23 protein-coding genes and 1 tRNA gene are annotated in these 21,770 nt (G+C 52.1%); 12 read left to right on the top strand and 12 right to left on the bottom strand.

The genetic code is table 11. The features are described 5' to 3' along the window. Positions 1-4: 4 nt before the first annotated feature. A complete protein-coding gene (locus DWV57_RS09960) occupies positions 5-703 on the bottom strand; it encodes a DUF4367 domain-containing protein (RefSeq protein WP_120020685.1) in 699 nt (232 codons plus the stop codon). Then, positions 696-1,235 (bottom strand): sigma-70 family RNA polymerase sigma factor, encoded by a 540-nt coding sequence (locus tag DWV57_RS09955; protein WP_243112342.1) that lies wholly within the window; start codon positions 1,233-1,235, stop codon positions 696-698. The genes DWV57_RS09960 and DWV57_RS09955 overlap by 8 nt, the downstream gene beginning before the upstream one ends. A gap of 397 nt (positions 1,236-1,632) precedes the next feature. Here DWV57_RS09955 and DWV57_RS14550 point away from each other — a divergent pair, with 397 nt between their 5' ends. The 5 genes from DWV57_RS14550 (at position 1,633) to DWV57_RS09940 (ending at position 6,242) form a co-directional block, all read left to right on the top strand. Beyond that, a complete protein-coding gene (locus DWV57_RS14550) occupies positions 1,633-1,797 on the top strand; it encodes a hypothetical protein (protein WP_158576366.1) in 165 nt (54 codons plus the stop codon). 259 nt (positions 1,798-2,056) lie between these two features. Further along, positions 2,057-2,383 (top strand): hypothetical protein, encoded by a 327-nt coding sequence (locus tag DWV57_RS09950; RefSeq protein ID WP_118528368.1) that lies wholly within the window; start codon positions 2,057-2,059, stop codon positions 2,381-2,383. Positions 2,384-3,022: 639 nt separating this feature from the next. Then, positions 3,023-4,138: a virulence-associated E family protein gene (locus DWV57_RS09945; protein ID WP_243112341.1), complete on the top strand. Its 1,116-nt coding sequence runs from the start codon at positions 3,023-3,025 to the stop codon at positions 4,136-4,138. Between the two features lie 211 nt (positions 4,139-4,349). Next, entirely contained in the window at positions 4,350-4,514 is a 165-nt protein-coding gene (locus tag DWV57_RS14545; protein ID WP_165852955.1) for a hypothetical protein, read from the top strand. A gap of 84 nt (positions 4,515-4,598) precedes the next feature. Further along, positions 4,599-6,242, top strand: coding sequence for a recombinase family protein (locus DWV57_RS09940; RefSeq protein ID WP_118528370.1), 1,644 nt, complete (start codon positions 4,599-4,601; stop codon positions 6,240-6,242). 174 nt (positions 6,243-6,416) lie between these two features. Here DWV57_RS09940 and DWV57_RS09935 read toward each other — a convergent pair whose 3' ends face one another. Next, the gene (locus DWV57_RS09935) at positions 6,417-7,994 is read right to left on the bottom strand and encodes a RecQ family ATP-dependent DNA helicase (RefSeq protein ID WP_120020682.1); all 1,578 of its coding nucleotides are present in this window, start codon (positions 7,992-7,994) and stop codon (positions 6,417-6,419) included. 249 nt (positions 7,995-8,243) lie between these two features. Here DWV57_RS09935 and DWV57_RS09930 point away from each other — a divergent pair, with 249 nt between their 5' ends. From DWV57_RS09930 to DWV57_RS09920, 4 genes are all read left to right on the top strand, one after another. Next, on the top strand, positions 8,244-9,272 hold the full coding sequence (locus DWV57_RS09930; RefSeq protein ID WP_120020681.1) for a glycosyltransferase family 2 protein: 1,029 nt from the start codon (positions 8,244-8,246) through the stop codon (positions 9,270-9,272). A 167-nt stretch (positions 9,273-9,439) separates the two neighbouring features. Further along, positions 9,440-9,577: a hypothetical protein gene (locus tag DWV57_RS14540; protein ID WP_243112340.1), complete on the top strand. Its 138-nt coding sequence runs from the start codon at positions 9,440-9,442 to the stop codon at positions 9,575-9,577. 145 nt (positions 9,578-9,722) lie between these two features. Further along, a complete protein-coding gene (locus tag DWV57_RS09925) occupies positions 9,723-9,974 on the top strand; it encodes an AbrB/MazE/SpoVT family DNA-binding domain-containing protein (protein ID WP_005938917.1) in 252 nt (83 codons plus the stop codon). 24 nt (positions 9,975-9,998) lie between these two features. Next, positions 9,999-10,928 carry an alpha/beta fold hydrolase gene (locus tag DWV57_RS09920; protein WP_120020680.1) on the top strand — a complete coding sequence of 310 codons (930 nt, stop codon included), beginning with the start codon at positions 9,999-10,001 and terminating at the stop codon, positions 10,926-10,928. A gap of 181 nt (positions 10,929-11,109) precedes the next feature. Here DWV57_RS09920 and DWV57_RS09915 read toward each other — a convergent pair whose 3' ends face one another. The 6 genes from DWV57_RS09915 to DWV57_RS09890 form a co-directional block, all read right to left on the bottom strand. Then, a complete protein-coding gene (locus DWV57_RS09915) occupies positions 11,110-12,600 on the bottom strand; it encodes a lipopolysaccharide biosynthesis protein (RefSeq protein WP_120020679.1) in 1,491 nt (496 codons plus the stop codon). Positions 12,601-12,676: 76 nt separating this feature from the next. After that, on the bottom strand, positions 12,677-13,231 hold the full coding sequence (locus tag DWV57_RS09910; protein WP_120020678.1) for a YgjP-like metallopeptidase domain-containing protein: 555 nt from the start codon (positions 13,229-13,231) through the stop codon (positions 12,677-12,679). Between the two features lie 4 nt (positions 13,232-13,235). Continuing rightward, positions 13,236-14,156, bottom strand: coding sequence for a DMT family transporter (locus tag DWV57_RS09905; protein WP_120020677.1), 921 nt, complete (start codon positions 14,154-14,156; stop codon positions 13,236-13,238). After that, complete coding sequence (locus tag DWV57_RS09900; RefSeq protein WP_243112339.1) at positions 14,156-14,689, bottom strand: hypothetical protein; 534 nt, start codon at positions 14,687-14,689, stop codon at positions 14,156-14,158. Before DWV57_RS09900 ends, DWV57_RS09905 begins: the two co-directional genes overlap by 1 nt. 188 nt (positions 14,690-14,877) lie before the next feature. Continuing rightward, a complete protein-coding gene (locus tag DWV57_RS09895; protein WP_120020675.1) occupies positions 14,878-16,170 on the bottom strand; it encodes a family 10 glycosylhydrolase in 1,293 nt (430 codons plus the stop codon). Further along, on the bottom strand, positions 16,167-16,667 hold the full coding sequence (locus tag DWV57_RS09890) for a conjugal transfer protein TraD (RefSeq protein WP_120020674.1): 501 nt from the start codon (positions 16,665-16,667) through the stop codon (positions 16,167-16,169). The genes DWV57_RS09895 and DWV57_RS09890 overlap by 4 nt, the downstream gene beginning before the upstream one ends. A 123-nt stretch (positions 16,668-16,790) precedes the next feature. Between DWV57_RS09890 and DWV57_RS09885 the strand changes: the two genes are divergently transcribed. From DWV57_RS09885 to DWV57_RS09875, 3 genes are all read left to right on the top strand, one after another. Then, positions 16,791-17,210: a hypothetical protein gene (locus DWV57_RS09885; protein ID WP_044953353.1), complete on the top strand. Its 420-nt coding sequence runs from the start codon at positions 16,791-16,793 to the stop codon at positions 17,208-17,210. Between the two features lie 245 nt (positions 17,211-17,455). Next, positions 17,456-17,532: transfer RNA gene (locus DWV57_RS09880), tRNA-Ile, on the top strand. A 205-nt stretch (positions 17,533-17,737) separates the two neighbouring features. Next, a complete protein-coding gene (locus DWV57_RS09875; RefSeq protein ID WP_118528396.1) occupies positions 17,738-17,986 on the top strand; it encodes a DUF6061 family protein in 249 nt (82 codons plus the stop codon). A gap of 246 nt (positions 17,987-18,232) precedes the next feature. Here the strand turns inward: DWV57_RS09875 and DWV57_RS09870 are convergent, their stop codons facing one another. Genes DWV57_RS09870 through DWV57_RS09860 form a run of 3 tightly spaced genes read right to left on the bottom strand, consistent with a single transcriptional unit; the run spans position 18,233 to position 21,770 of the window. Next, complete coding sequence (locus DWV57_RS09870) at positions 18,233-18,817, bottom strand: hypothetical protein (protein WP_118528398.1); 585 nt, start codon at positions 18,815-18,817, stop codon at positions 18,233-18,235. Positions 18,818-18,862: 45 nt separating this feature from the next. Then, the gene (locus DWV57_RS09865) at positions 18,863-19,813 is read right to left on the bottom strand and encodes a DUF3883 domain-containing protein (protein ID WP_118528400.1); all 951 of its coding nucleotides are present in this window, start codon (positions 19,811-19,813) and stop codon (positions 18,863-18,865) included. Continuing rightward, positions 19,788-21,770, bottom strand: a complete 1,983-nt coding sequence (locus DWV57_RS09860) for a DEAD/DEAH box helicase (RefSeq protein WP_118528402.1) — start codon at positions 21,768-21,770, stop codon at positions 19,788-19,790. The genes DWV57_RS09865 and DWV57_RS09860 overlap by 26 nt, the downstream gene beginning before the upstream one ends.

The raw sequence follows: 21,770 nt of genomic DNA, 5'->3' as shown, positions 1-21,770 counted from the left end.
CATATTAAAATACGTTTTCAGCGATTTTCACGATCTCATCTCGTGAGATGTTTCCCATAATCGTATTTGAAACGCCTCCTTGCTCCCAGCTTAAAATATAAACAGTGTCTCCGTTTTCTCCTACGCTCGTTCCCAAAGTTGCGTCTGCATCTCCAACTTTTACATTCTCATAAGTTGTATGCTCATTGTCAAACGAGGACTGTTGCCCCGGCTGTATAATGGAGCAGCGAACAGTATATCCTTTGCCGCTTTCTTTTGACGAGTAAACGTGCAAAAAGTTTTCTGCGCTTTCAAATTCCTGCTCACGATCTCGTTCAAATCCGTCCGGCACATAATGATCGCTGTATCCATCTGGCAATCGCTCCAGCGGCTCGCCATCCACTTGATACGTCAACTGCATCTCAATGGGCAGAAATTTTTGAATCATCGTATAGACTGCTTTACGGAAATCTGCGCTGACCGCAAGCGCGCCAATGGCTAGCAACACCAGCGTCAATGCTGTAACCAGCAGTTGTTTCAGCACTGGACGATGCTTTTTCTTCTGTTGTAAGGCTGCTGCCATTCGTTCGTCCCATCGGGAGCTATCCGGGTAGCGTTCTTTAAGCTGTGCCGAAGTTGGCAGCTCGTCCAGTTCTTTCTGTGCATCTGCACGGAGTGCCATCATCAAAGCTGCATCAAAAGAGATCTCTGTCCGCTCACTCACGGCTGTTCAGCTCCTTCCACAATAGTTTTCTTCCACGGAAAAGCCGCATCCGAACCACTTCATCCGTCAGTCCAAGCGATTCGGCAATCTCCCGGTTGGTGTAGCCCATTGCCAAAAGGCGAAGAGGATTACGGTACATCGGTTTCATCTGTCTAATCAGTTCTGTCAGATGTTGGATGTTATCAGTACTGACTGCTGCATCATCCGGCACCGGGGCTCCATCTGGTGCGTCCGGGATTTCTTCCAGCAGTTCTTCCCGCTGCTTGCGAAGCATATCGTAAGCACGGCTTCTACTACAACTAACGAGATAAGCAGCGAGTTCGTGACAGTTTTCTCGATGAATTTTAGAAAAATTTTTGGCAACGTACAAAAACACCTCTTGCAGTACATCTTCTGCCAGATACGAATCGCCCATAATTTTGTAAGCGGTATGGTAGACCAGCCGTTTGTAGGTATTATATACATCTATAAATTGCTCTTCTTTGCTTTGATCGTCAAGAACAGCTAAGTACAGGGAAAGCAACCCAACCACCTCCAACTGATTCGTGTGGATTGGATGTAGTGTACCATGAACCAGCAAAAATGTCGAATATTATAACTCAAAATTGCGGAAGTCTTTTTGAGTTTTTCTCGAATCATGTCAAGAGGGCTGGCATCGTCCAGCCCTCTCTCTTTTTGCCAAAGTTTCCCGCGTGTTTTCTTGCACTCTGCCGAAAGTAGCGTATTTTCAAAACTTTTTGTTGACACGGCTCGATTTTTGTGGTAATCTATCCCAACAATTTAATATAACATATTTACCTAGAGTTCCAGCTCGGCTCCTGAAGGAGCCGGAGCAAGTTTTTGACTTTCTTATCGCTACATAACGAACCCGAACCAAGGCCATCCCGGAAGGGATGGTCAGGTTCAGGTTGTTGTGTGGCGATTTTTTATTGCCAAATCTGGCACTGGACCTTGAAAACCGCATGACCGTCTGCATGGGATACCCGGCAATGACCCCCAAGTGGGAGAGCCGGAAAACGCCGCTGGAAGGGGGCAGGAAATCCACGCAGGGAGAACGGCACCCCCAATATCAACTGGTCAAAATGGCCAGTTGATCTGGTGAATGACACAAAGCGTCATTCACCAGATCAACCTTATGCGTCACGGATGACCTCGACTTAACATTATGTCAAGCCACGGTGAAAAGTGCTGGGTTACGAAAACCGCAAATCACCACTCAGCCATAACAGAGAAGGTTTAGTTGGTGATCATTTTGATCACCAACCAGACAATCGTAACGCTTTATTGTGTAAAAGTGGTGGTTCCCATTTTTGATAACCACCATATATCCGTAACAGCCAAAGGAGGATACCTATGACAACAGAACAATGGGAACGTGAAAATCAGGACACCCTGATGGAATATTTCATTGATGGCGACCCCAGTGTGCGCAGAATCCAATGTGAATATTGCCGCAAGGTCATCTACACCCAGACCCGAAACCGCAAATATTGCAGCTTTCAGACCTGCGGCCACAAGATGCTGAATCTGCGGAAAAGCCTTAAAAAGCGTGCCGAACGTGGAACGTATACCTGCGCTTGCTGTGGGGAGCAGTTCTTGCCGATCCGGGCAGATGCCAGATATTGTAGCAATGGCTGTCGGCAGAAAGGCTACCGCCAGCGTAAAGCGAATGCCGGATAAGTATTGATGCTGCTTTTACTTAGTAAAGTGGCACTTCCCATTTTGGGAAGTACCAAAATACCGTAACGCCTAATTGCTCACTCCCAAATCCCCACAGTGGGAATTTGGGCTGTCCTCTGAAATCAAGTTCCGCTTTCCGTAACTTGATTTTAGCCGTAACGAAGCCACCGGAGTTATCATTTTGAAAACTTCGGTTTTTCTGTAACACGCCACCCCGCTCCGTAAAAATCAGGTAATCAAAATGAGCACTTGATTCTACCTGTAACGCCTCAAGGTCGTTGAAAATCAGGTGCCGCCATCCGGCACTTGATTTCACCCGTAACGGATTCAGTGGGTCAAAATGGCCCACTGAAAAAGCCGGACGAGCTGGTGGGCAGGGATTCGCAAATCTTTGACCGCCAGCTTGCCAAAATCAACGGGCCAAAATGGCCCGTTGAAGGGAGTCAAGGGGGAACGCCTTGCCCAGTGATATGATGCCGTGCGTCATATCCTACTGGGTATTATCTGGCGCACCGCGGGCGGCAGATTCAGCAGCAAAGTTGCTGCGCACCCACCCCACCAAGACGTTGAAATGGAGGGATCGACATTGTAAAGCCTGTGGGCTGGCCCCGTTCCGGTAAAACGCTGAACGACACGGACATGAAGTATATCCTGCGGAGGATGGAGAAATACAGCATTTCCAGCGAAAAGAAAATCGAATCTGCCATCCGCATTGTTGCCAACGAGAACCGCTATCACCCCATCCGGGATTACCTGAACGGTCTGCAATGGGACGGCACAGAACGGATCTCCCACGTCCTATACCATTTTCTCGGTGCTGCGGAGGACGAGTACACTTGCGAAGCCATGAAGATCTTCCTGATGGGGGCCATCAAGCGGGTATTCCAGCCGGGATGCAAATTTGAAACCATGCTCTGTCTGGTGGGCGGACAAGGCACAGGAAAGTCCAGCTTTTTTCGGCTGTTGGCGGTCAAGGATGAATGGTTCTCGGACGACCTGCGGCGGCTGGACGACGACAACGTGTACCGAAAGCTGCAAGGCCACTGGATCATCGAAATGTCGGAGATGATCGCCACCGCCAATGCCAAGAGTATCGAGGAGATCAAAAGTTTTCTCAGTAAACAGAAGGAAACCTATAAAGTCCCCTACGAGACCCATCCTGCCGACCGTCTGCGCCAGTGCATCTTTGCTGGCACGACCAATCGGCAGGATTTTTTGCCCCGTGACCGCACGGGCAACCGCCGCTTTATCCCCATCCCGGTGGATGCGGAACTGGCTGAGACCCACATTTTGGACAACGAGGAGGAATCTCGCGCCTATATCGATCAGCTCTGGGCAGAAGCCATGACGATTTACAACAGCGGCGACTACAGGTTGGCGTTCAGCCCCGCCATGCAGGAAACGTTGCAAGCCCATCAACAGGACTTCATGCAGGAGGACGCGCAGGCGGGTATGATCTATGCCTTTCTGGAGGACTACACGGGTGACCGGGTGTGTTCCAAGCAGCTCTATGCGGAGGCACTGGGCAACACCAACATCCCGGCAGAGTGGGAGACCCGCGCTATCTGCGAGATCATGAACACAGGAATTTCGCGCGGCGATATCCAAGGCTGGCAGGCTCACAAGACTGCCAAGCGTTACCCGAAGTACGGCGTTCAGAAAGGCTGGGAGCGCGTAACCAGCCCCGAAACCGGGGCTGAAGATTTCTCCGAAATAACAGACGCGGAGGCCAAGCAGATGGGCTTCCCCTTCTGATGGACAACGGTTACACGTCTGGTTACAGATTCGGTTACGTTCCAGTTACAGTGCAAAAGCCGCATGGCTGCTGCGTTTTCCTCTTTCTGTAACCATGTAACCTTAAAAGAATAAGAAAAAATATAAAGTGCATCGGATGCCTGCGTGCAGAAAAAGAGAGTTTTCCTGCCCGGTTACAGGCGTTCGGTTACAAGGATATGGAGGTCTGCCTATGAGCAATACGCCTGCGCACACCACGAAGCAGCAGACGAAGAAGAAATTTATTGTTTCCCGTGAGTTTTCTGGAAACCAATCTATGAAAGAAGCCTTTGAACAGCTTATCGAGCGTCAGACGCACTCGCAGTTCGAGGAATGGCTTGAAAGAAAAGCCGGATAAACCCAATTTGACCGTTGAAAGGCTCGCAGGGACATGGTATTATAATGGTGTCGTGTCCCTGCTCATAGAATAGGAGAAAGAACTATGAGCAGAAAGAAACAGAATATCCAGAAAACCACAGCCCTCTATTGCCGTCTTTCCTTGGAAGATGGGCGCGAGAATGAGAGCATGAGCATCAGCAACCAGAAGTTGATGCTGAAAGACTTTGCGGAAAAGAACGGAATGTTCCGCTACGAATACTATGTGGACGATGGCTACACTGGGCGTAATTTCAATCGTCCGGCGTTCCAGCGGATGATTGCCGACATTGAAGCCGGAAAAATCGACTGTGTTATCACGAAAGACCTTTCCCGTCTTGGCCGCAACTATATCGAAGCTGGCAGTTATATCGAGATTTTCTTTCCTAAGCACCATGTCCGGTATATCGCCATCACGGACGGTGTGGACAGTCTGACCCGGCAGGAAATGGACATTACCCCGTTCAAGAACATCTTGAACGATATGTACAGCCGTGATATTTCCAAGAAAGTTCTGGCTGGCGTTATGACCCGTTCCCGGCAGGGCAAGTTCTGCGGCGGCACTCCGCCCTATGGTTTGATGCGTGACCCGAAAGACAACGGACATCTTATCATCGACCCGGATGCAGCACCCGTTATCCGCAAAATTTACGACTACGCCCTTGACGGGATGGGCAATATGAGAATTGCCAAGAAGCTGCTGGAAGAGAAAATCCCCATTACCCGTGTGAAAGCAAATACAGCACTGGATGCCAACTACTACACATGGGGTACAGCAAGAATCGGCCACATCCTCCGTAACCCGTTTTACAAGGGCGCACACCTTGTGTGCCGGACACACCAAACGGGCATCCGTTCCGGTTCGTTCAAGTTCATCCCCCGTGAGGAATGGGAAATTATCGAAAATTGCCATGAAGCAATTGTGACCCCGGAAGAATGGGCGAAGGTACAAGAACTGATCGACCGCCGCCCGACCATTATGACGGGCAATGACTGCCCATACTACAACATCTTCCACGGCATCATTTACTGCGCCACCTGTGGGAAATCCATGCAGGCACGGTATGAAAAAGTCGGCAGAAAGGATGTCAACCGAACTACCAAGAAGAAGCGTGAACCCATCGACAAAGCATTTTTTACCTGTCAGACCTATAACCGAATCGGCTGCAAAGTATGTTCCAGCCACAAAATCGAAGCCCGTGACCTGCATGAGCTGGTTCTGAATGATATTCAAGAGTTGGCTGCACAGGCCATGAAAGATTCGGATGCTTTTTATCAGCGGTTGAGCCGCCGCATGGAGAACCAATACCGCACGGATACTTCTGCGGTTCGGACAGAGATTCGCCGTTTGGAAGAACGGAATCAGGAAATTGATGATGTGTTTCTGAATCTTTACACGGATAAGAGCAAAGGCATCATCTCGGAACAGCGTTTTCTGAAACTGACGGATGCTATGGAACAGGAGCAGAACAGCAACAAGGCGCGTTTAAGCGAATTGAATCTTCTTCTGCACCAGTCGGATGAACAGGAAAGCGATGTTCATGCCTTTATCGAGGAAATCCGCAAGTATGCCGCCATCAAGGAGCTGGACGAAGTTGTACTGAACCGTCTTATCAAGAAAATCATGATTGGCGAGGTTCAGAAGGTCGATGGGCAGAAAATTCAGGAAGTCAAAATCATCTACAATTTTGTTGGAGAAATTTCCGCCTAATCTAAAATTGAAAATTCGCACGATATAACATTGATTATAGTGACCCTTCTCGTTTTTTTGACGAGAAGGGTCTTTTCTTTTGCGAATTCATCACTTGACTTTACGGCAGGGAGCGTCCGGTTTTCCACTTCCTGAACGGAACGTGTGGAAAACTGGACGCTTTCTTTTTTTGTTTTACTCTCTGCTGCCCACGGCATCCTCGATGATGCGCAGGAAGGCATTGCCGTAGCGGGCGGCTTTCTTCTCGCCCACACCGCTGATATTCAGCAGTTCATCGGTGCTCAGCGGCTTCTTCTCCACCATTTCCCGCAGGGTGGCATCGCTGAACACCATAAAGGCCGGGATATTCTGCTTTCCGGCCAGCCGCTTGCGCTGCGCATAGAGGGCATTCAGCAGCTTTTCGTCAAACTCGCTCAGCTCGCCTGCCACCGCCTTTGTGCGGCGCGGCTTCTCGGTCAGGCGGCGGGCATTATCCGCCGCGCGCCGCCGGGAATACTCCACCTGCAGCTGCGCTTCCTGCTCTGCGGCCAGACAGCAGGAGCAGCTGCCGCATTTCTTTGGTGCAGCTTCGCCGAAGTAATGCAGCAGAAAGCCACGCAGACAGTCCTGCGTGGTGGAATAAAATGTCATGTACTTGAGCCGTTCCTCGGCCTTGCGGGCAGCTTCGGCCTTTACATCGGCGGGCAGGCCGTTGTCTGCCTCCATCTCCTTTTCAATAAAGAAGCGGATGGTGCGCACATCGGTGCCGGAATAGAGCAGCGTGCACCGGGCGGGCTGTCCATCGCGGCCTGCACGCCCGGCCTCCTGATAATAGCTTTCCACATCCTTGGGCATGTTATAGTGGATCACGAACCGTACGTTGGGCTTGTCGATGCCCATGCCGAAGGCATTGGTGGCTACCATGATCTGCACCCGGTCATAGAGGAAATCGTCCTGATTCTTCCGCCGGGTATCCGCATCCAGCTTAGCGTGGTAGGCAGCGGCGCGGATGCCGCGGCTCTGCAGCAGGCGGGCAGTCTCATCCACCTGCTTTGTGGTGCTGCAGTAGACGATGCCCGCGTTGTCGCCCTCTTTCAGCACAAGGTCCAGCAGCTCCTTCGGCTTCTGGCTGGGCAGAGCGCGCCGGGTCTCAAAATAGAGGTTGGGACGGTCAAAGCTGGTGGTCACCTCATAGGGCTTCTGCAAGGCCAGCTGTTCCCGGATGTCATCCCGCACATGGGCAGTAGCCGTGGCTGTGAACGCGCCCACCACCGGACGGCTGGGCAGGCTGTCCACAAAGGCTTTGATGCGCAGGTAGCTGGGCCGGAAGTCCTGTCCCCACTGGCTGATGCAATGGGCCTCGTCCACCGTCACCATGCTGATGGGCCGTTCCTGCGCAAACCGCTGGAAGCCGGGCATTTCCAGCCGCTCCGGTGCCACATAGATGATCTTGTACCAGCCCTCCCGGGCGCGGCGCAGCATCAGGGCCTTCTGGTTGTCGGTGAGGCTGTTGTTCAGAAACGCCGCCGCCACGCCCGCCTGCACCAGCGCCCCCACTTGATCCTTCATCAGGCTGACCAGCGGCGACACCACGATGGTAATGCCCGGCAGCAGCAGCGCCGGCACCTGATAGCAGATGGATTTACCCGCACCGGTGGGCATCACGGCCAGCACATCCTGCCCGGCCAGCAGGCGGCTGACGATTTCCTCCTGCCCGGGGCGGAAGCTGTCGTAGCCGAATACCTTTTTTAAGATCGAGTGCGGGTTTTCCATGGGTCCCTCCGTATCATAGAATAGGTTTTTTCTGCGCAATGTCTTCAAAACCCTATCAGTATACCACAAAAGCCGGGCTTTTGCGCAGGTGCAGAGCCGTTTTTTTGGCAAAAAGCACGAAATGTCAAAAGTAATTTTTTTGCAAATGATAGCTTTTCAGGCGCGAAAATGATATAATAGGAGCACATAACTCCATGTCCGGCGTTTTTTTGTGCGCCGACTGTTGATAGAAAAAGGAGCAATCATCTTATGCAGCAGAAACTCATCACCTTTGCCGTTCCGTGCTACAACTCGGCGGCATATATGCGTCATTGTGTCGAGACCCTGCTTTCTGCCGGAGAGCAGGCCGAGATCATTCTGGTGGACGACGGTTCCGTAAAGGACGACACCCCGGCCATCTGTGATGAATATGCCGCCAAGTACCCCACCATCGTCAAGGCCATCCATCAGGAAAACGGCGGCCACGGCGAGGGTGTGAATCAGGGCATCCGCAACGCCACCGGTCTGTACTACAAAGTCGTGGACAGTGACGACTGGCTGGACATCGATGCCCTCAAAAAGGTGCTTGCCAAGCTGACCACTCTGGTGGCCCGCGGCACCGCGCCGGACATGATGATCTGCAACTATGTGTACGAGCATGTGGAGGACAACACCACCCTGACCGTGCGCTACACCAACGTGTTCCCTCAGAACCGCCTGTTCAACTGGACCCATGTGGGCCACTTCCGCCCGGATCAGAACATCCTGATGCACTCGGTGATGTATCGCACCGAGGTGCTGCGCAAGTGCGGCATGGTGCTGCCCAAGCACACCTTCTATGTGGACAACATTTTTGTCTACCAGCCCCTGCCCTATGTCAAGAGCATGTACTACATGGATCTGGATCTGTACCGCTACTTCATCGGCCGTGCCGACCAGAGCGTGAACGAGAGCATCATGGTCAAGCGGGTGGATCAGCAGCTGCGGGTCACCAAACACATGATCGACTGTCAGGATCTGGATGAACTGAAGGATCAGAAACGTCTGCACGCCTACATGGTGCACTATCTGTCCGTGATGATGGCCGTGAGCGACATCTTCCTGCTGCTGGACGGCAGCGACGAGGCAAAGGCCAAGCGCACCGGGCTGTGGCAGTACCTCAAGGATCACGTAAGCACCGGTGTTTACCGTGCCGTGCGCTACAATCTGGGCGGTCTGACCGACCTGAAGTTCCCCGGCGGCGACAAGCTCACTCTGGGCGTATACCGCCAGCTGCGCAAGGTCTTCAAGTTCAACTGATTCTTTGGAATTTACTCCTTCCGTCACGTCTTACGCCGTGTCCGTTCCCTCAAAGAGGGATGTGGCATCGCACAGCGATGACGGAAGGAGTTTCTTTTATTTGCCCGACCGGAGTTCTTTGCCGGGTCTCCATATTCCGGTTGCTTTTTGTCTGGGCGGATAGTATAGTGGTGCTGTTCTCAGTGCTGGTGTATGAGCTGGCAGGCCCCACGCTGACCAAGATCGTACTGACTGCCGCTGGAGAGATCCGTCCCGAGGGACGCACCAGCGCCCGTGTGGAGAACAAGCCGGAAGAAGTTGCATAAAAGGTTGTTTTTTGTCGAAATGTCACGCAATCATTGACGAACCATGTTATTTTTTGTATACTGAGTATATCGAGATTGGAACAATTTTCCTGTTGTGTCATGGATTGGCTGCTACAGGAAAATGAATGAAGGAGATTGGTATACTATGAAAAGTACCGGTATCGTCCGCGGCATCGACGCGCTGGGCCGCATCGTTCTGCCCAAGGAGCTGCGCACCAGTATGCATCTGGACACTGACACCAAGCTGGAGATCTTTGTGGATGGCGACTCCATCGTGCTCAAAAAGCATCGGCCCGCTGGCAGCTGCGATTTTTGCGGCGAGGTGGATGAGTCTTCGGTGCAGTTTGCGGGCTACTGCATCTGCCCGGCCTGCCGCCGCAAGATCGGTGCACTGTAAAACACGCAAAAAGGAGGCTCTGCTATGAGCCAGATGATCGATCTCACCGTCCCGTCCACTGTGCCGGGGCGGACTTTGCATGCCTTCCGCTGTGTGCCGGAGGGTGAAGTAAAGGCGGTTCTGCAGCTGTCCCACGGCATGGTGGAATTTATTGACCGCTACAAGCCCCTGGCGGAATATCTGGCCGGGCGGGGCATCCTTGTTACCGGCCACGACCATTTGGGCCACGGCGGCTCCATCCGCACCAAAGCGGACTACGGCTACTTTGCCGAGCCGGACGGCAACCGCGCCGTTCTGGACGACCTGCACGCCATGACCGTGCGCACCAAAGAGCTGTACCCGGGCGTGCCTTATTTTCTGCTGGGGCACAGCATGGGTTCCTTTTATGCCCGGCAGTATTTGTGCGAATACGGCCATGAGCTGGATGGAGCCATCATCATGGGCACCGGCTTCCAGCCCAAAGCGCTGGTACAGTTTGCCAAGACCCTCTGCCGGGTGCTGGCGGTCTTTCATGGCTGGCAGTACCGCAGCAAGTTCGTGGCCAACATGTCCTTTATGGGCTACAACAAAGGGCTGGAGGGCCGCACCACCCACGACTGGCTCAACCGCGATCAGGCCGAGGTGGACAAATATCTGGCTGACGAACGCTGCACCTTTACCTTCACGCTGAACGCCTACTACAGCATGTTCAGCGGCATCCTGCGCCTGCACGACCCGGCGTTCCTTGCAAAGATGCCCAAAGGCCTGCCGTTGCTGTTCTTGGCTGGCGATGCCGACCCGGTGGGCGAACAGGGCAAAGGCGTGCAGCGCGCCATCCAGAGCCTGCGGGACGCCGGAGTGCAGAACATTGAATGCAAGCTGTACCCCGGTGCCCGGCATGAACTGCTGGTGGAAACGAACCATCAGGAAGTGTTTGAAGATATCGGCAGCTGGCTGGAAAAGCATCTTGCCTGATCTGTCGCATCCGTTTTACCGTCATTCTGAGGAATGGCGGTACTTTTTGCCCTAATGACTGGCGGCGCTTTTGTCAGCCTGACCGGCAAAAATGCCCGGCACTGAAAGTTTTCCCGATTGCTGAAAAAGTCCCCGGAACCAGCGTTCTGGGGACTTTCTGCGTTTATTTTCAGTTATGCTGTTATGCTTTCTTGGGTGCGATCCAGCCGTCGATCATATTTACCAGTGCCTTGCCGCGGCGGCCCAGAAGCTTGGGCAGCAGGATGCGGGCCATGGCCCACACGCCTGCAAAGTTGTACAGGATGATCAGCGCCGTGATGATGCCGGTCCACAGGCCATAGAGCGGCGTTTCGGCCAGCAGCACAAAGGCTTCGATCACCAGCGCAGCCGCATTCACCAGCACGCGGCCCGGATGTACCTGCATCCCGATCATGCGGTGGGCATCGATGGCGCGCAGGGTGAACACCAGCGCAAGGCCAAGGAAGGACGCATAGGTAGCACCCACAGGCCCCCACCACTTGATGAAGAAGTAGTTCATGATGCAGTTGCTCACAGCACCCGCCATCATGGTGATCATGCTGCGGGTGGACTTTTTATTCACCACATACACGCTGTTCATAAACTGGTTGAAGCAGCTGCAGGTGGAAGCCAGCACAAGGAACGGCACAAAGTGCCATGCATAGTAGTAGTTGGACTTCATAATGTGCATCACCGGGCGGCACAGCCAGATGATACCGGCTGCGCAGCAGAACAGCACACTGGAATAGGTGCGGAAAATTTTGGTAAAGAACTTTGCGCGGCCCTCTTCCTCGGTCACAGCGGAGAGCTGCCATGCATCGTAGAAGATCAGGCCCAGCGTAGTAAGGATGGTGGGCAGGAAATAGCCGGTGGAAAGCAGGCCGCTCCATGCATTGCCGTCGCGGCCGTCCAGGCCGTTGCACATCTCACGCACAAAGAACAGGTCGGATGCGTTGATGATCCAGAAGCTGATCTGTGCCGGGATCATGGGCAGCGAGAAGCGCAGCATCTGCTTCCACAGATCCTTGTTGATGCCCTTCAGCTCCACATAGTTCCACAGCTTGCCGGTGAACATCAGGAACAGCACACTGGCAAGGTCGCCGCTGATGATGGCCAGCAGGTAGCCGTTGGCACCCCACTTGAAGCCCACCAGATACAGCACGTAGAAAGCCATGGTGGCCACGGTGCACAGCACGCCGTCCACGGCCACCAGCTTGTTCCACTGGCGGCTGCGCACGAACTGAGTGCACAGGGTGCGCAGGCAGCTCATGAGCACATAGATGTAAATGAGCAGGCCGTACTGTGCCATATCGGGCAGGAACTGCGCAATGGGCCAGCACAGCACCAGAATGCCAAAGCCGCCCAGAATGGTCAGCAGGCCGTTGGTGAACACCTGTTTTTCGCTGTTGCCCTTGTCCAGACCAAAGCGGATGATGGCGTTGGACATGCCCATGGACACGAACGGGATGAGCAGGTTCGCGTACTGGCTCAGGATCTTGGAAAGGCCCAGATCGGAGATCTCCGCCATTGCATAGGTCAGGAACGGCTGGACGATCAGGGTGAGCAGCTTTGACGAAAAGCTGGAAATTGCAAAGATCAATGTGTTGCCGGCCAGCTTTGAATATTTATCACCGGACTTTTTTTCGTTTTCCAAGGGAACTTCCCTCCTGTTTTACAATTCGGATGCGGGCCGGTCTGTGACCGCCCGCATCCGCTTTCCCACTATTTAGTCACTTTAAAAGCGCCCGCCGGGCTTTCCAGTCCGGCAGCAGCTTTGCCACCTCGGCCCAGAACGCCGGGCTGTGGTTGGGCTGCAAAAAGTGGCAGTACTCATGCACTACCACATAAATCTGCGCCGCCGGGGGCATATGATACAGCTGCAGCGCAAAGGTAATCTGCCGCTTTGCCATAAAGCACACGCCCCACCGGCTGGTCATGCTGCGCACTTTGATAACAGGCTTGTGCCCGCCCAGCACTCCGGCAAAGGCCGGGTAGACCTTATCGCTCATGGCCGTAAAATAGGCTAGCGCTGTTTCCTTATCCGGCAGAGGCCGCGCTTCCTGCGCTGCGCGCCGCATGGCACGTTCCCGGGCCTGCTGCACCCAGTCGGCGCGTGCGGCCACAAAGCGGTCTGCCGCATCTGCACTTGTCCGCAGGGGGATGCTCACCGCCACGGTGCCATCCTCCCGCACACGGATGTTCAGGTTCTTGACCCGTTTGCGAGTCAGTTCGTATTGGATGCCGCCTGCCGTGCGCAGCTGTGTCTCCTGCTTTCTGCCCGCCATGAGGTCAGGTAGTCTTTTTTGCCCGGTGCAGCATTTCCAGCGGCAGCTGGGCCAGCACCACGGCTGCAAAGATCAGCGCACAGCCAAAGACTTCCCGCGCGGAAAGGCTCTGGCCGAGCAGCAGCCAGCCGCCCAGTGCGCTGAACACGCTTTCCAGACACATGATCAGGCTGGCAATGGCAGGGTTCAGATCCCGCTGGCCCAGGATCTGCAGGGTGTAGGCCACGCCGCTGGACATGATGCCGCAGTAGAAAATGGGCAGCGCGTTCTCGGCAAACTGTGCCGTAGTGGGCGCTTCAAACACAAAGGCTGCAATGGTGCTTTCCACCGACACCACCAGAAACTCGGCAAGGCTCAGCCGCACGCCGTCCACCTGCGGAGCAAAGTGATCCACCGCCATGATCTGGAAGCTGAACAGCACTGCGCAGCTCAGCAGGATCCAGTCGCTGGATTCAATGCTACCAAAGCCGTTTTTCATGCACAGCAGGTACAGGCCCAACACGGCCACCACCATGCTGACCCACAGCTGCGCGCTTCCCTTGCGGCCCAGAAACAGGCCGAACACCGGCACCAGCACCACGTACATGGCGGTCAGGAAGCCAGCCTTTGCCGTGGACGGATTGATGGTAATGCCGATCTGCTGTGCAGCGGATGCAGCAAACAGAAGGGTGCCGCACACAAAGCCTGCCGCCAGCAGCTTTTTCTTCTCGGCAGCAGTTTTGGGCTTTGCATCGGTGCCGCTTTTGCGGCGGATGGCATCAAACACCATCACCGTGGGGATCAGCACCAGTACAGCCAGCCAGCTGCGCCCGGCTAAAAAGCTATAGGCTCCCATGCCGGAACCGGCGCTCTGGGCCACAAAGGCTGTGCCCCAAATAAGGGAGCACAGCAGCAAAAGCAGAGAGTTCTTGGTTTGTGTGTTCATCAGCCAATGCCCTCCACCTTCAGCAGGCCGTACAGGTAGTACTTGCTGGAGTCATAGGAGATGGTCACACGGTACTGCGCCGCCGGGTCCAGCCCGGAGATGGTGCAGCGGTAGTCGGTGCCGTCGGTATGAATATAATAGGTGCTGTCGGTCACATACTCTGCGCCGCCGTCCACCTTTTTCCACACGGCCACCTTGAACCGCTGGGTGCCCTCAGCCGTGCCGCAGCCCATAATGCTCAGCGTGCCGGAAGGCACAGTAAAGTAGCTGGTCTGGCGGCTCCAGATGCCGTTGAACACCGCATACAGGCAGCCATCCGCCGTGGCCGTGGCAAACTTGGCCGAGGGGTCTGCAATGCCCTGAATGATCAGCGGATCACTGGTCTGGTCGGCCCAGCGGGTAGTGTCCTCTTCCTGCACTTCGTCCGAAGTGCCCGCTGCCTTGTGCACGATGCTCTTCAGGGTGTCCTTGCAGCCGGTCAGGCCCACTGCAAGCACCAGCGCCATCAGCAGCACAACGATCCTTTTTTTCATCTTCATACGTTTCCTCACGAAGCAATGCGCTTCTCTTTGTTTTTCATCCCTCCGCCCTGTTCTTGTACAGAGCAGATACAGATATAGTATACCGCATTTTCCGGCGCTGTACAAGACGTTTGTCCTGTGCCGTACTGCAAGAAAAGCCCCGGCGGGGCTTTTCTTTTTGTGCGGTTTGCCGCCTGATTTTACGTTTCTTTGCCAGTGACCGCCCGCAGGGCAGCACACTCGACAGCGGCCTGCTCCGGCGCACCTGCACCAAACAGACTGCCGTATCGGTACAGCGCCCAGCCGCCCGCGTTCTGACTGCGCAGGTCCTGCACCTGCCGGGCCAGCACATCGCCGGTGCTCCAGCCGCTCACGTTGTCCGGGTTCGCGCCGCCGTCACCTGCGCCCACGCGGTACGCGCCCAGCCCGAAGTATAGGGCCACGCCCTCTGCGCGCGGGTACGCCAGCCACGCGGGCACGATGTTCTCAAAGGCAAAGCGGGTGCTGCCGCTCTGCAGCGTGTAGCCATAGCCCCAGTAGATCTGCGGGCAGAGATAATCCACCACCTGTTCTTCCCCGCCTGCGGCCAGCCACGCCGTCACATCGCTGTACTGGCTGTTGAGGTCGTTGTCGGGATTCCCCTGCGGACTGATGCCAAAGCGCAGCGTCGGGTCTGCAGCCTTCACCGTGTCGTACACTTTCTTGACCAAGGCGGTCACGTTCTGCCTCCGCCATGCTGCAAGGTCTGCCGCACCGCTGGCCTCAAACTGCGCCGCATCGATGCTTTCTTCGGTCGTAGGGTAAAAATAATCGTCAAAGTGGATGCCGTCCACCGCGTAGTTCTGCAAAAGCTCAGCCACGCCCTGCACCACATAGTCCGCCGCTGCAGGCTCGGCCGGGTTCAGATACAGCCCGTCGCCCACTGCACACACCCATTCCGGGTGGGTGTTGGCAAGGTTGTTCTCTGCCAGATTCGGCGGCATGGCTGCAGAGGACCGCAGCCGGTAGGGATTCAGCCACGCTTCCACCGAAAGGCCGCGCCCGTGGGCCTCCTGCAAAAGGATGTCCAGCGGGTCAAAACCGGGGTCCTGCCCCTGCACGCCGGTGCACAGGTGGCTCCACGGAAACAGCTGGCTTTTGTAAAGTGCATCCCCGAAGGGCCGCACCTGCGCAAGCACCGTGTTCAGCCCAAGGCCCGCGCAGTTTTCCAGCATTTGCACGCACCCGGCGCGGAAGGCATCCGCCGAGGAAAAATCCATTGCTGCCCATTCCAGATAGCTCACCCATACGGCCCGCCACTCGCCTGCAGGCAGGGCAGGGTTCTCAACAGGCTGTTTTTCTACTTTCGTTTTGTCCCGTTTGGAAAACTTTTTTCTGCGCAGCCACAGCCCCGCACCCACACAGGCAGCAGCACCGGCCCCCGCCAGAAAGGTGCGCCGGTTCACACGGCGCGGTTCCGCTTCCGTTTTTTTGGACTTGCGCCGCTGGGTCACAGCGTTTCCTCCTGGGTCTTATACAGCATCAGCGCTGCCCAGCCCCGGGCACAGGCCAGCAGCACGAACATGATGTTCGTCCAGAAGGCAAGGGCGCTCATGCCCGCATACTTCGTCAGCAGCCAGAACAAAAGCCGCAGCGCTTCCGAGATGCACACCAGCTGCAGCTGACGCTGGACGGGCCTGCCGTGGCCGTACTCGATGGCAAGCAGGCCCGGCCACACCAGTGCCGAGCACAGGTCGCCCGCCCAGCCGCCTGCAGCCAGCTTGCTGAGCATCAGCAGCACGAACACCAGCGTGTAGCTGCGCTTATCCTTGGCGGGAGCACCCTTCTGTGCGGCCAAAAACAGCACTGCAATGCCGGTGATGCAGAACACGATCAGTTCCAGCCCCGAAAAATCCATGCCGCCCAGCACGGCAAAGCCGCCCAGCATGGACATTGCCGCTGCCGCCAACAGGAAAAAATACCAGGTCTTGCGTGTAAATTTGAGCTTCATTGTGTTCCTCCCGCCTGCAGCAGTGCGCAGGCTCCTGACAAAATTTTCAAAGAATTAAAAATATTATAGCACAAAAGTATGCGGGTTGTGTTACAATAAGAAAAACTCTTCAGGAGGATCTTCATGAACGCCGCAGTTTCCATTGTCCTGCTTGCCGCCGTACTTGGCGTGATCGTTTTTCTTTTGTCCCGGCGCGAGAATACCCGCCGCAGCCAGTACGGCCCCGCCGGCCTTTCGGAGTTCCGCACCGACCTGCCGCTGGACGAGTGCTTCGACCGGCTGGACGAGCACAGGGACGCCGACGAGTTCGTGTACGAGTGCCGCCGGGAAAAGGACGGCGGCTTTCTGCTGCATCTCACCCTGCACCAGCCCACCCAGCAGCCGCTGGACACCCTGTATACCCTCCGGCTGGACCCCGGTCGTCAGACCGTAGTGACCCTGATCTTCATCCGCGAGGCCTTTGGCTACAAGGAGCCGCTGTTCCCGCAGGAAATGCTTGATCGTTTTATGCAGCAGAAGCTGGATGCCCACCGCACCAAATAAAGTTTTGTGTAAATGCTTTTCATTTTGCGCTGTTTTTGGTATACTTGTAAGTGCCGCAGCGCAGAATATGCGGGCTAGTAGCTCAGTTGGTCAGAGCTGGCGGCTCATAACCGCTTGGTCTTACCACCTCGCATTCAAAAGTTATCGAGTTATCGCATTTTTTCAAAAACCACTTTTTAACGATCTATTTTTTGGCGTTAAAGAGGCATTTAGCCATTATCCCATGGCGTTATTCCCAATTATTGGGGCCAGTAGTTCAGTCGGTTAGAACTCCCCGCTCATAACGGGGCTATCGCGGGTTCAAGTCCTGCCTGGCCCACCATTAAAAGATTATCCGAACCTTCGACCAATCGGTCAAGGGTTCGGTTTTCTTTTGTTCATCGAAGATATCATCTTATAGTCATCCGTCCTTCTATTTCGCGTTCTGCGGTTCAAAATAGGAGTAACTACCGTTTTGGAAAACAAAATTCCGCAGTCGACAAATTATACCACCAGCAGTATTGGGATGATTTTAGGAGGTATTTGACATGAATGGAATGGTATCCTGTGAGTATAACATGGACAGCGGCTGTATAGAACTCAAATTCGTTGACGGTACGGAAATCGCTATTGACTGTACCGCCGTAGAAAACCTTACAGCCAACAATATGTATGAGCGTTTTGAGCTTGATTATCTAATCTACAATGCCCCGCTCGCTTATGCGGACTTGATCCTGAATGGCAACCCGGAAACATATCTGAAAGCCGTTATAGTATGTAAACCATTTGAGAACTAAAAAGAACAGGGCGAGGTCGGAATTGCTTCCAGCTTCGCCCTTTCCATTACACCGCTTTGCGGTTTTGGTGTCTTGTGTCTTACGTTTGTATTTTAATAATACACGAGACCCGTCAATGTGTCAAAAAAACAATCTCCCGCTAAAAACCGCTAAGTTGGCAATTCAACAGGTATGTCTTTAGGAATTGGTGTAAATCTTATCTGCTTGCCTAATACACAAAGTGGCGACTCAGATTTTGGTTAAATATCATTCATAACGTTCAAATAAGACCTCAACAACATCAAAGATGTCCTCTGTGTCCCTTATAAGCCTCATGCCTTTGCTAATTACTCCAATTTCTTTTGTTGCACCAATCACCAAACTTGGAATCCCAGAACTCAAATCCGGAGCTTTATCATCAAAACTGATTTTGATCGGTTCAAGAGTGATAGTCGAATCCTTTTTTGAAAAAGGATATCTATAGTGGGTGGATGAAAAGTCTTTTTTGTCAATCTTTGAGAGAACTCGCATACAGAGCTGACGGTCAGAATCATCCATCTGAAGTTTATGTTCTTGGCATAACTGTTGATAGTATTCCCAAAGAGCTTTTACGGAATGGACAGTATTCATTTTCCCAACTGGCGTTTTAATCTCGCTGATTTTAAGAAAGCTATTATCTTTTCTCAACTCGCAAACGATAAGCCCTTTCAGCTGAAGTTCTATGGTATGGCGTAATAAATAAGAAATCGGATTGTATAAATATGGTGCACTCACGATTTGCGTCCATAGAGTTACTGCAGCAATATGGTATTCGAAAGCCATATCGTAAAAAGCCTTTACTTGCTTATGCAACACAAGCTCCTTTCAGACACTATCTTTCCTGGAGTATACTCCCCGTCAACAGTCAACTTTTTGAATATGATATGACTGTGGTTCAATAAGCCATTGGCAATTCTCCATAATTTCCTGTGCAGGATTGTTTACAATCTCTGGGGAGTAGCCATTATCAGAGATTTTCGTCAAATCAACCAAGTATAAATAGTAATTGGTTCCCAACAATTTCGCTACCGCATATTCGTTTTTAGACCAGAAAAATCCTGTTGTAGATATAGCTTTGACCTCGATAAAACGATTGGATACCACCGCCTCAGGGGTGTTGACTGACACAATATCATATCCGGCGGATACATCAATATCAGATATCCGCTTTACCTTTGTACCATCGGCGATTCCAAGCCTTCTCTTCTCATATTCTACAACAAACAACTCAGCTATTTCTCCAGCACGCTCATTGTTTTCAAGCTGTTCTTTTAGTTTTTCTAACGACATTAGCTTCCGTTTTGCTTTACAGTGTTTGGCAATCAAAAATTCATAATCTGAGGAAATATAAAACCGAGAACCTCGCGCATCCCTTAGTGGAAGAAGAAAATGCTGGCTTATCAAGACATTCCGAACGCTTGACAGCGAAAGAGGAAACAGTTCGTTTTTGAAAGAAAAACTGCATTGGAGCGAATCATAGGAAAACATTGTTGAGTCAAAAACGCCTTCAGAAAAGAGTAAATCAACCGAAGACATAACCAATTTCGTGTTCAATACGTCTTTATCGTGTAACATTTCCCCTATGGAGGGTACAACGGAAATGGCATCCTCCTCCAAATGAATCCACCCAAAAGCGAGACAATATTCGATCAAATCCCTGACAGACAGATAACGTTTTCCTGGGGCATGGGCGCATATTACTTCTGCGTCATGAATCTTAATTTGACTATTGCCAATTACATCACACAGAAAGAACAGCACCCCATCCTTGCCACCGTGATAGTTAAGATTTTTTAGTTCGTCTAACATAATCTCTTATCAACGCCTTTATATCTTCCTCACCCAAATCTTCAGAAATATTGTTAAAGAGCGGAATTGGCATACTCTCCATGATTTCGGTCATTCTCATTTCTTTTTCTGTTAATCTGGCATCAATGGTTTCATCTATCGTGTCTTGGGATAAAACATAGTAGTAGTTGGTAACCGTTCCAGCCATTAAGCCATATCGGTGAATTCGATCCTTTGACTGAACAAAGTGTGCCGCATTAAACGACCTCTCAATGTATATCGCATTATGACAAGCTTTGTGCAGGGAAATCGATTCAGCTACAGCAAAGGGATTTGCAATAATGACTTTGAACGGACAATCAGGCTCTTGGAATGCTTTTACTATTTTCTCCCTCGTGAGAATGAATTCGTCTTCATCAATTCCGTCACGCTCAACAGGAGTTGCTCCGTACAATTCCTGACATAATATCCCCTCATTTTCAAGGAAGCGTTTCAGCCTGTGTATTGTATGAATAAATGATGCCCAAATAACTACTTTCCCGTTTTCTGCAAGTATACTATCAACGATTTTTTTAACAGCTATATATTTTGCCGGTGTTTCACTATCCTCATAATCAAGGATTGATTTTAGCACAGCAGAATCATCAATTGCCTGATATGCCTCTGCCGGAAGATCTTCATTTTCAAAGAAGTCCCGTAAAGGTGCACGAAGCATTGCAGGATCTGAAGCGGCTTGCATCAATCGGATAGTACGCGCTTGAGCTAATGCTGCTTTGAAACGAGATGTCGTATCCATCGCACCGTCAGCCATAAACTCATCCATATACTTTTTTTCAATGAAATCATATATGCGCTGCTGTAATGGCCCCATTGGAACAGATACCGGGGGATGAATAGTGGCCGGAGGGATATTCAAATCACTTTTCCGAATGCGAATAAAGAAAGGCGAAATATTGTCGATTAGGCGAGCCACCCTTGCCGTGTCTCCTGTTGCAGTAATGTCTCGCAGCTGATTGACTTCAAATCCCATGACATTTTTGTTAGGCCAAATGAACTTGAACATATTATAAATATCCTCATATCCATTTGGAGCGGGAGTACCAGTCAATACGATTCGAGATTTGCTGTATTTTGACATCTCCAATACTGCCTGAGCAATGATGCCTCCTGATGAATTTTTGGCTTTATGAGCCTCATCCAAAACAACCATGACCCGATTTGTTCTCAAGAAAAATCCAATTTCTTTCTGAAGAGAAATCAATGAAGCATAGGAAATCAAGGTTAATTCAAAGGGGTGTTTCGAAATCAAATAATCTTGCTTATCAGCCTTATCTACACCGCCAACCAGTCGTTTTGAGTGTGGAGCTCTTCCAAAGCATTCTTCAAATTCTGTTTCCCATGGGCCAAATGAACTTAATGGCCCAACAATAAGGAGCTGATTAACATGCTTCGGATTATCTTCAGGCAAGTTGTGTAAATAAGCATAAGCTCCATATACAATGCTTGTCTTTCCCGCTCCAGGGACCGAAAAATTGCAAGCATTCTGGGAAAAAGCCATATGATATGCGGAGAGCAACTGTAACGGATATAAAGACCGCGAAGGTAAGTTCTCAGCAACAGATTTTGTGAACTCCGCAAATTCCTCTGTATCACACTCGTTATTTCGAATATTCAGAGCCTTTTCAGAGAATTCTTTAAAGCGACGCTCCTCTTCATAATAATCTATAACTACTTGTTCGGTGCTCTTGCTCTGGTCTTCGATGAATCCATATTTAGCTAACATGGAACTGATATTTGACATCACCGCGTATGGTTCGTTGTCTCCAACGGGAATGACTATCCGTTCAGCCTCCACGGTCGGATTCAAATAATCCCGCGCATATCTCCAAGCAAAGCGATGCTTTTGTAATGCCTTTATATCTCCAAGAAGATATATTTCATTTTTTGAAGGGTCGAAATCGATAGAGATATTCGCCAT

Origin of the sequence: Faecalibacterium sp. AF10-46 (genome assembly GCF_003604105.1) — a bacterium.
Classification (GTDB): domain Bacteria; phylum Bacillota; class Clostridia; order Oscillospirales; family Ruminococcaceae; genus Faecalibacterium; species Faecalibacterium taiwanense.
This window is presented reverse-complemented; position numbering and strand designations above follow the sequence as displayed.

Excerpts from the sequence above, each read along its gene's own strand:
- DWV57_RS09940 (WP_118528370.1), top strand. The coding sequence starts at position 4,599 with ATGAGCAGAAAGAAACAGAATATCCAGAAAACCACAGCCCTCTATTGC.
- DWV57_RS09885 (WP_044953353.1), top strand. The coding sequence starts at position 16,791 with ATGAACGCCGCAGTTTCCATTGTCCTGCTTGCCGCCGTACTTGGCGTG.
- DWV57_RS14545 (WP_165852955.1), top strand. The coding sequence starts at position 4,350 with ATGAGCAATACGCCTGCGCACACCACGAAGCAGCAGACGAAGAAGAAA.
- DWV57_RS09935 (WP_120020682.1), bottom strand. The coding sequence starts at position 7,994 with ATGGAAAACCCGCACTCGATCTTAAAAAAGGTATTCGGCTACGACAGC.
- DWV57_RS09875 (WP_118528396.1), top strand. The coding sequence starts at position 17,738 with ATGAATGGAATGGTATCCTGTGAGTATAACATGGACAGCGGCTGTATA.
- DWV57_RS09920 (WP_120020680.1), top strand. The coding sequence starts at position 9,999 with ATGAGCCAGATGATCGATCTCACCGTCCCGTCCACTGTGCCGGGGCGG.
- DWV57_RS09925 (WP_005938917.1), top strand. The coding sequence starts at position 9,723 with ATGAAAAGTACCGGTATCGTCCGCGGCATCGACGCGCTGGGCCGCATC.
- DWV57_RS09910 (WP_120020678.1), bottom strand. The coding sequence starts at position 13,231 with ATGGCGGGCAGAAAGCAGGAGACACAGCTGCGCACGGCAGGCGGCATC.
- DWV57_RS09900 (WP_243112339.1), bottom strand. The coding sequence starts at position 14,689 with ATGAAAAAAAGGATCGTTGTGCTGCTGATGGCGCTGGTGCTTGCAGTG.
- DWV57_RS09890 (WP_120020674.1), bottom strand. The coding sequence starts at position 16,667 with ATGAAGCTCAAATTTACACGCAAGACCTGGTATTTTTTCCTGTTGGCG.
- DWV57_RS09950 (WP_118528368.1), top strand. The coding sequence starts at position 2,057 with ATGACAACAGAACAATGGGAACGTGAAAATCAGGACACCCTGATGGAA.
- DWV57_RS09905 (WP_120020677.1), bottom strand. The coding sequence starts at position 14,156 with ATGAACACACAAACCAAGAACTCTCTGCTTTTGCTGCTGTGCTCCCTT.
- DWV57_RS09930 (WP_120020681.1), top strand. The coding sequence starts at position 8,244 with ATGCAGCAGAAACTCATCACCTTTGCCGTTCCGTGCTACAACTCGGCG.
- DWV57_RS09860 (WP_118528402.1), bottom strand. The coding sequence starts at position 21,770 with ATGGCGAATATCTCTATCGATTTCGACCCTTCAAAAAATGAAATATAT.
- DWV57_RS09865 (WP_118528400.1), bottom strand. The coding sequence starts at position 19,813 with ATGTTAGACGAACTAAAAAATCTTAACTATCACGGTGGCAAGGATGGG.
- DWV57_RS09945 (WP_243112341.1), top strand. The coding sequence starts at position 3,023 with ATGAAGTATATCCTGCGGAGGATGGAGAAATACAGCATTTCCAGCGAA.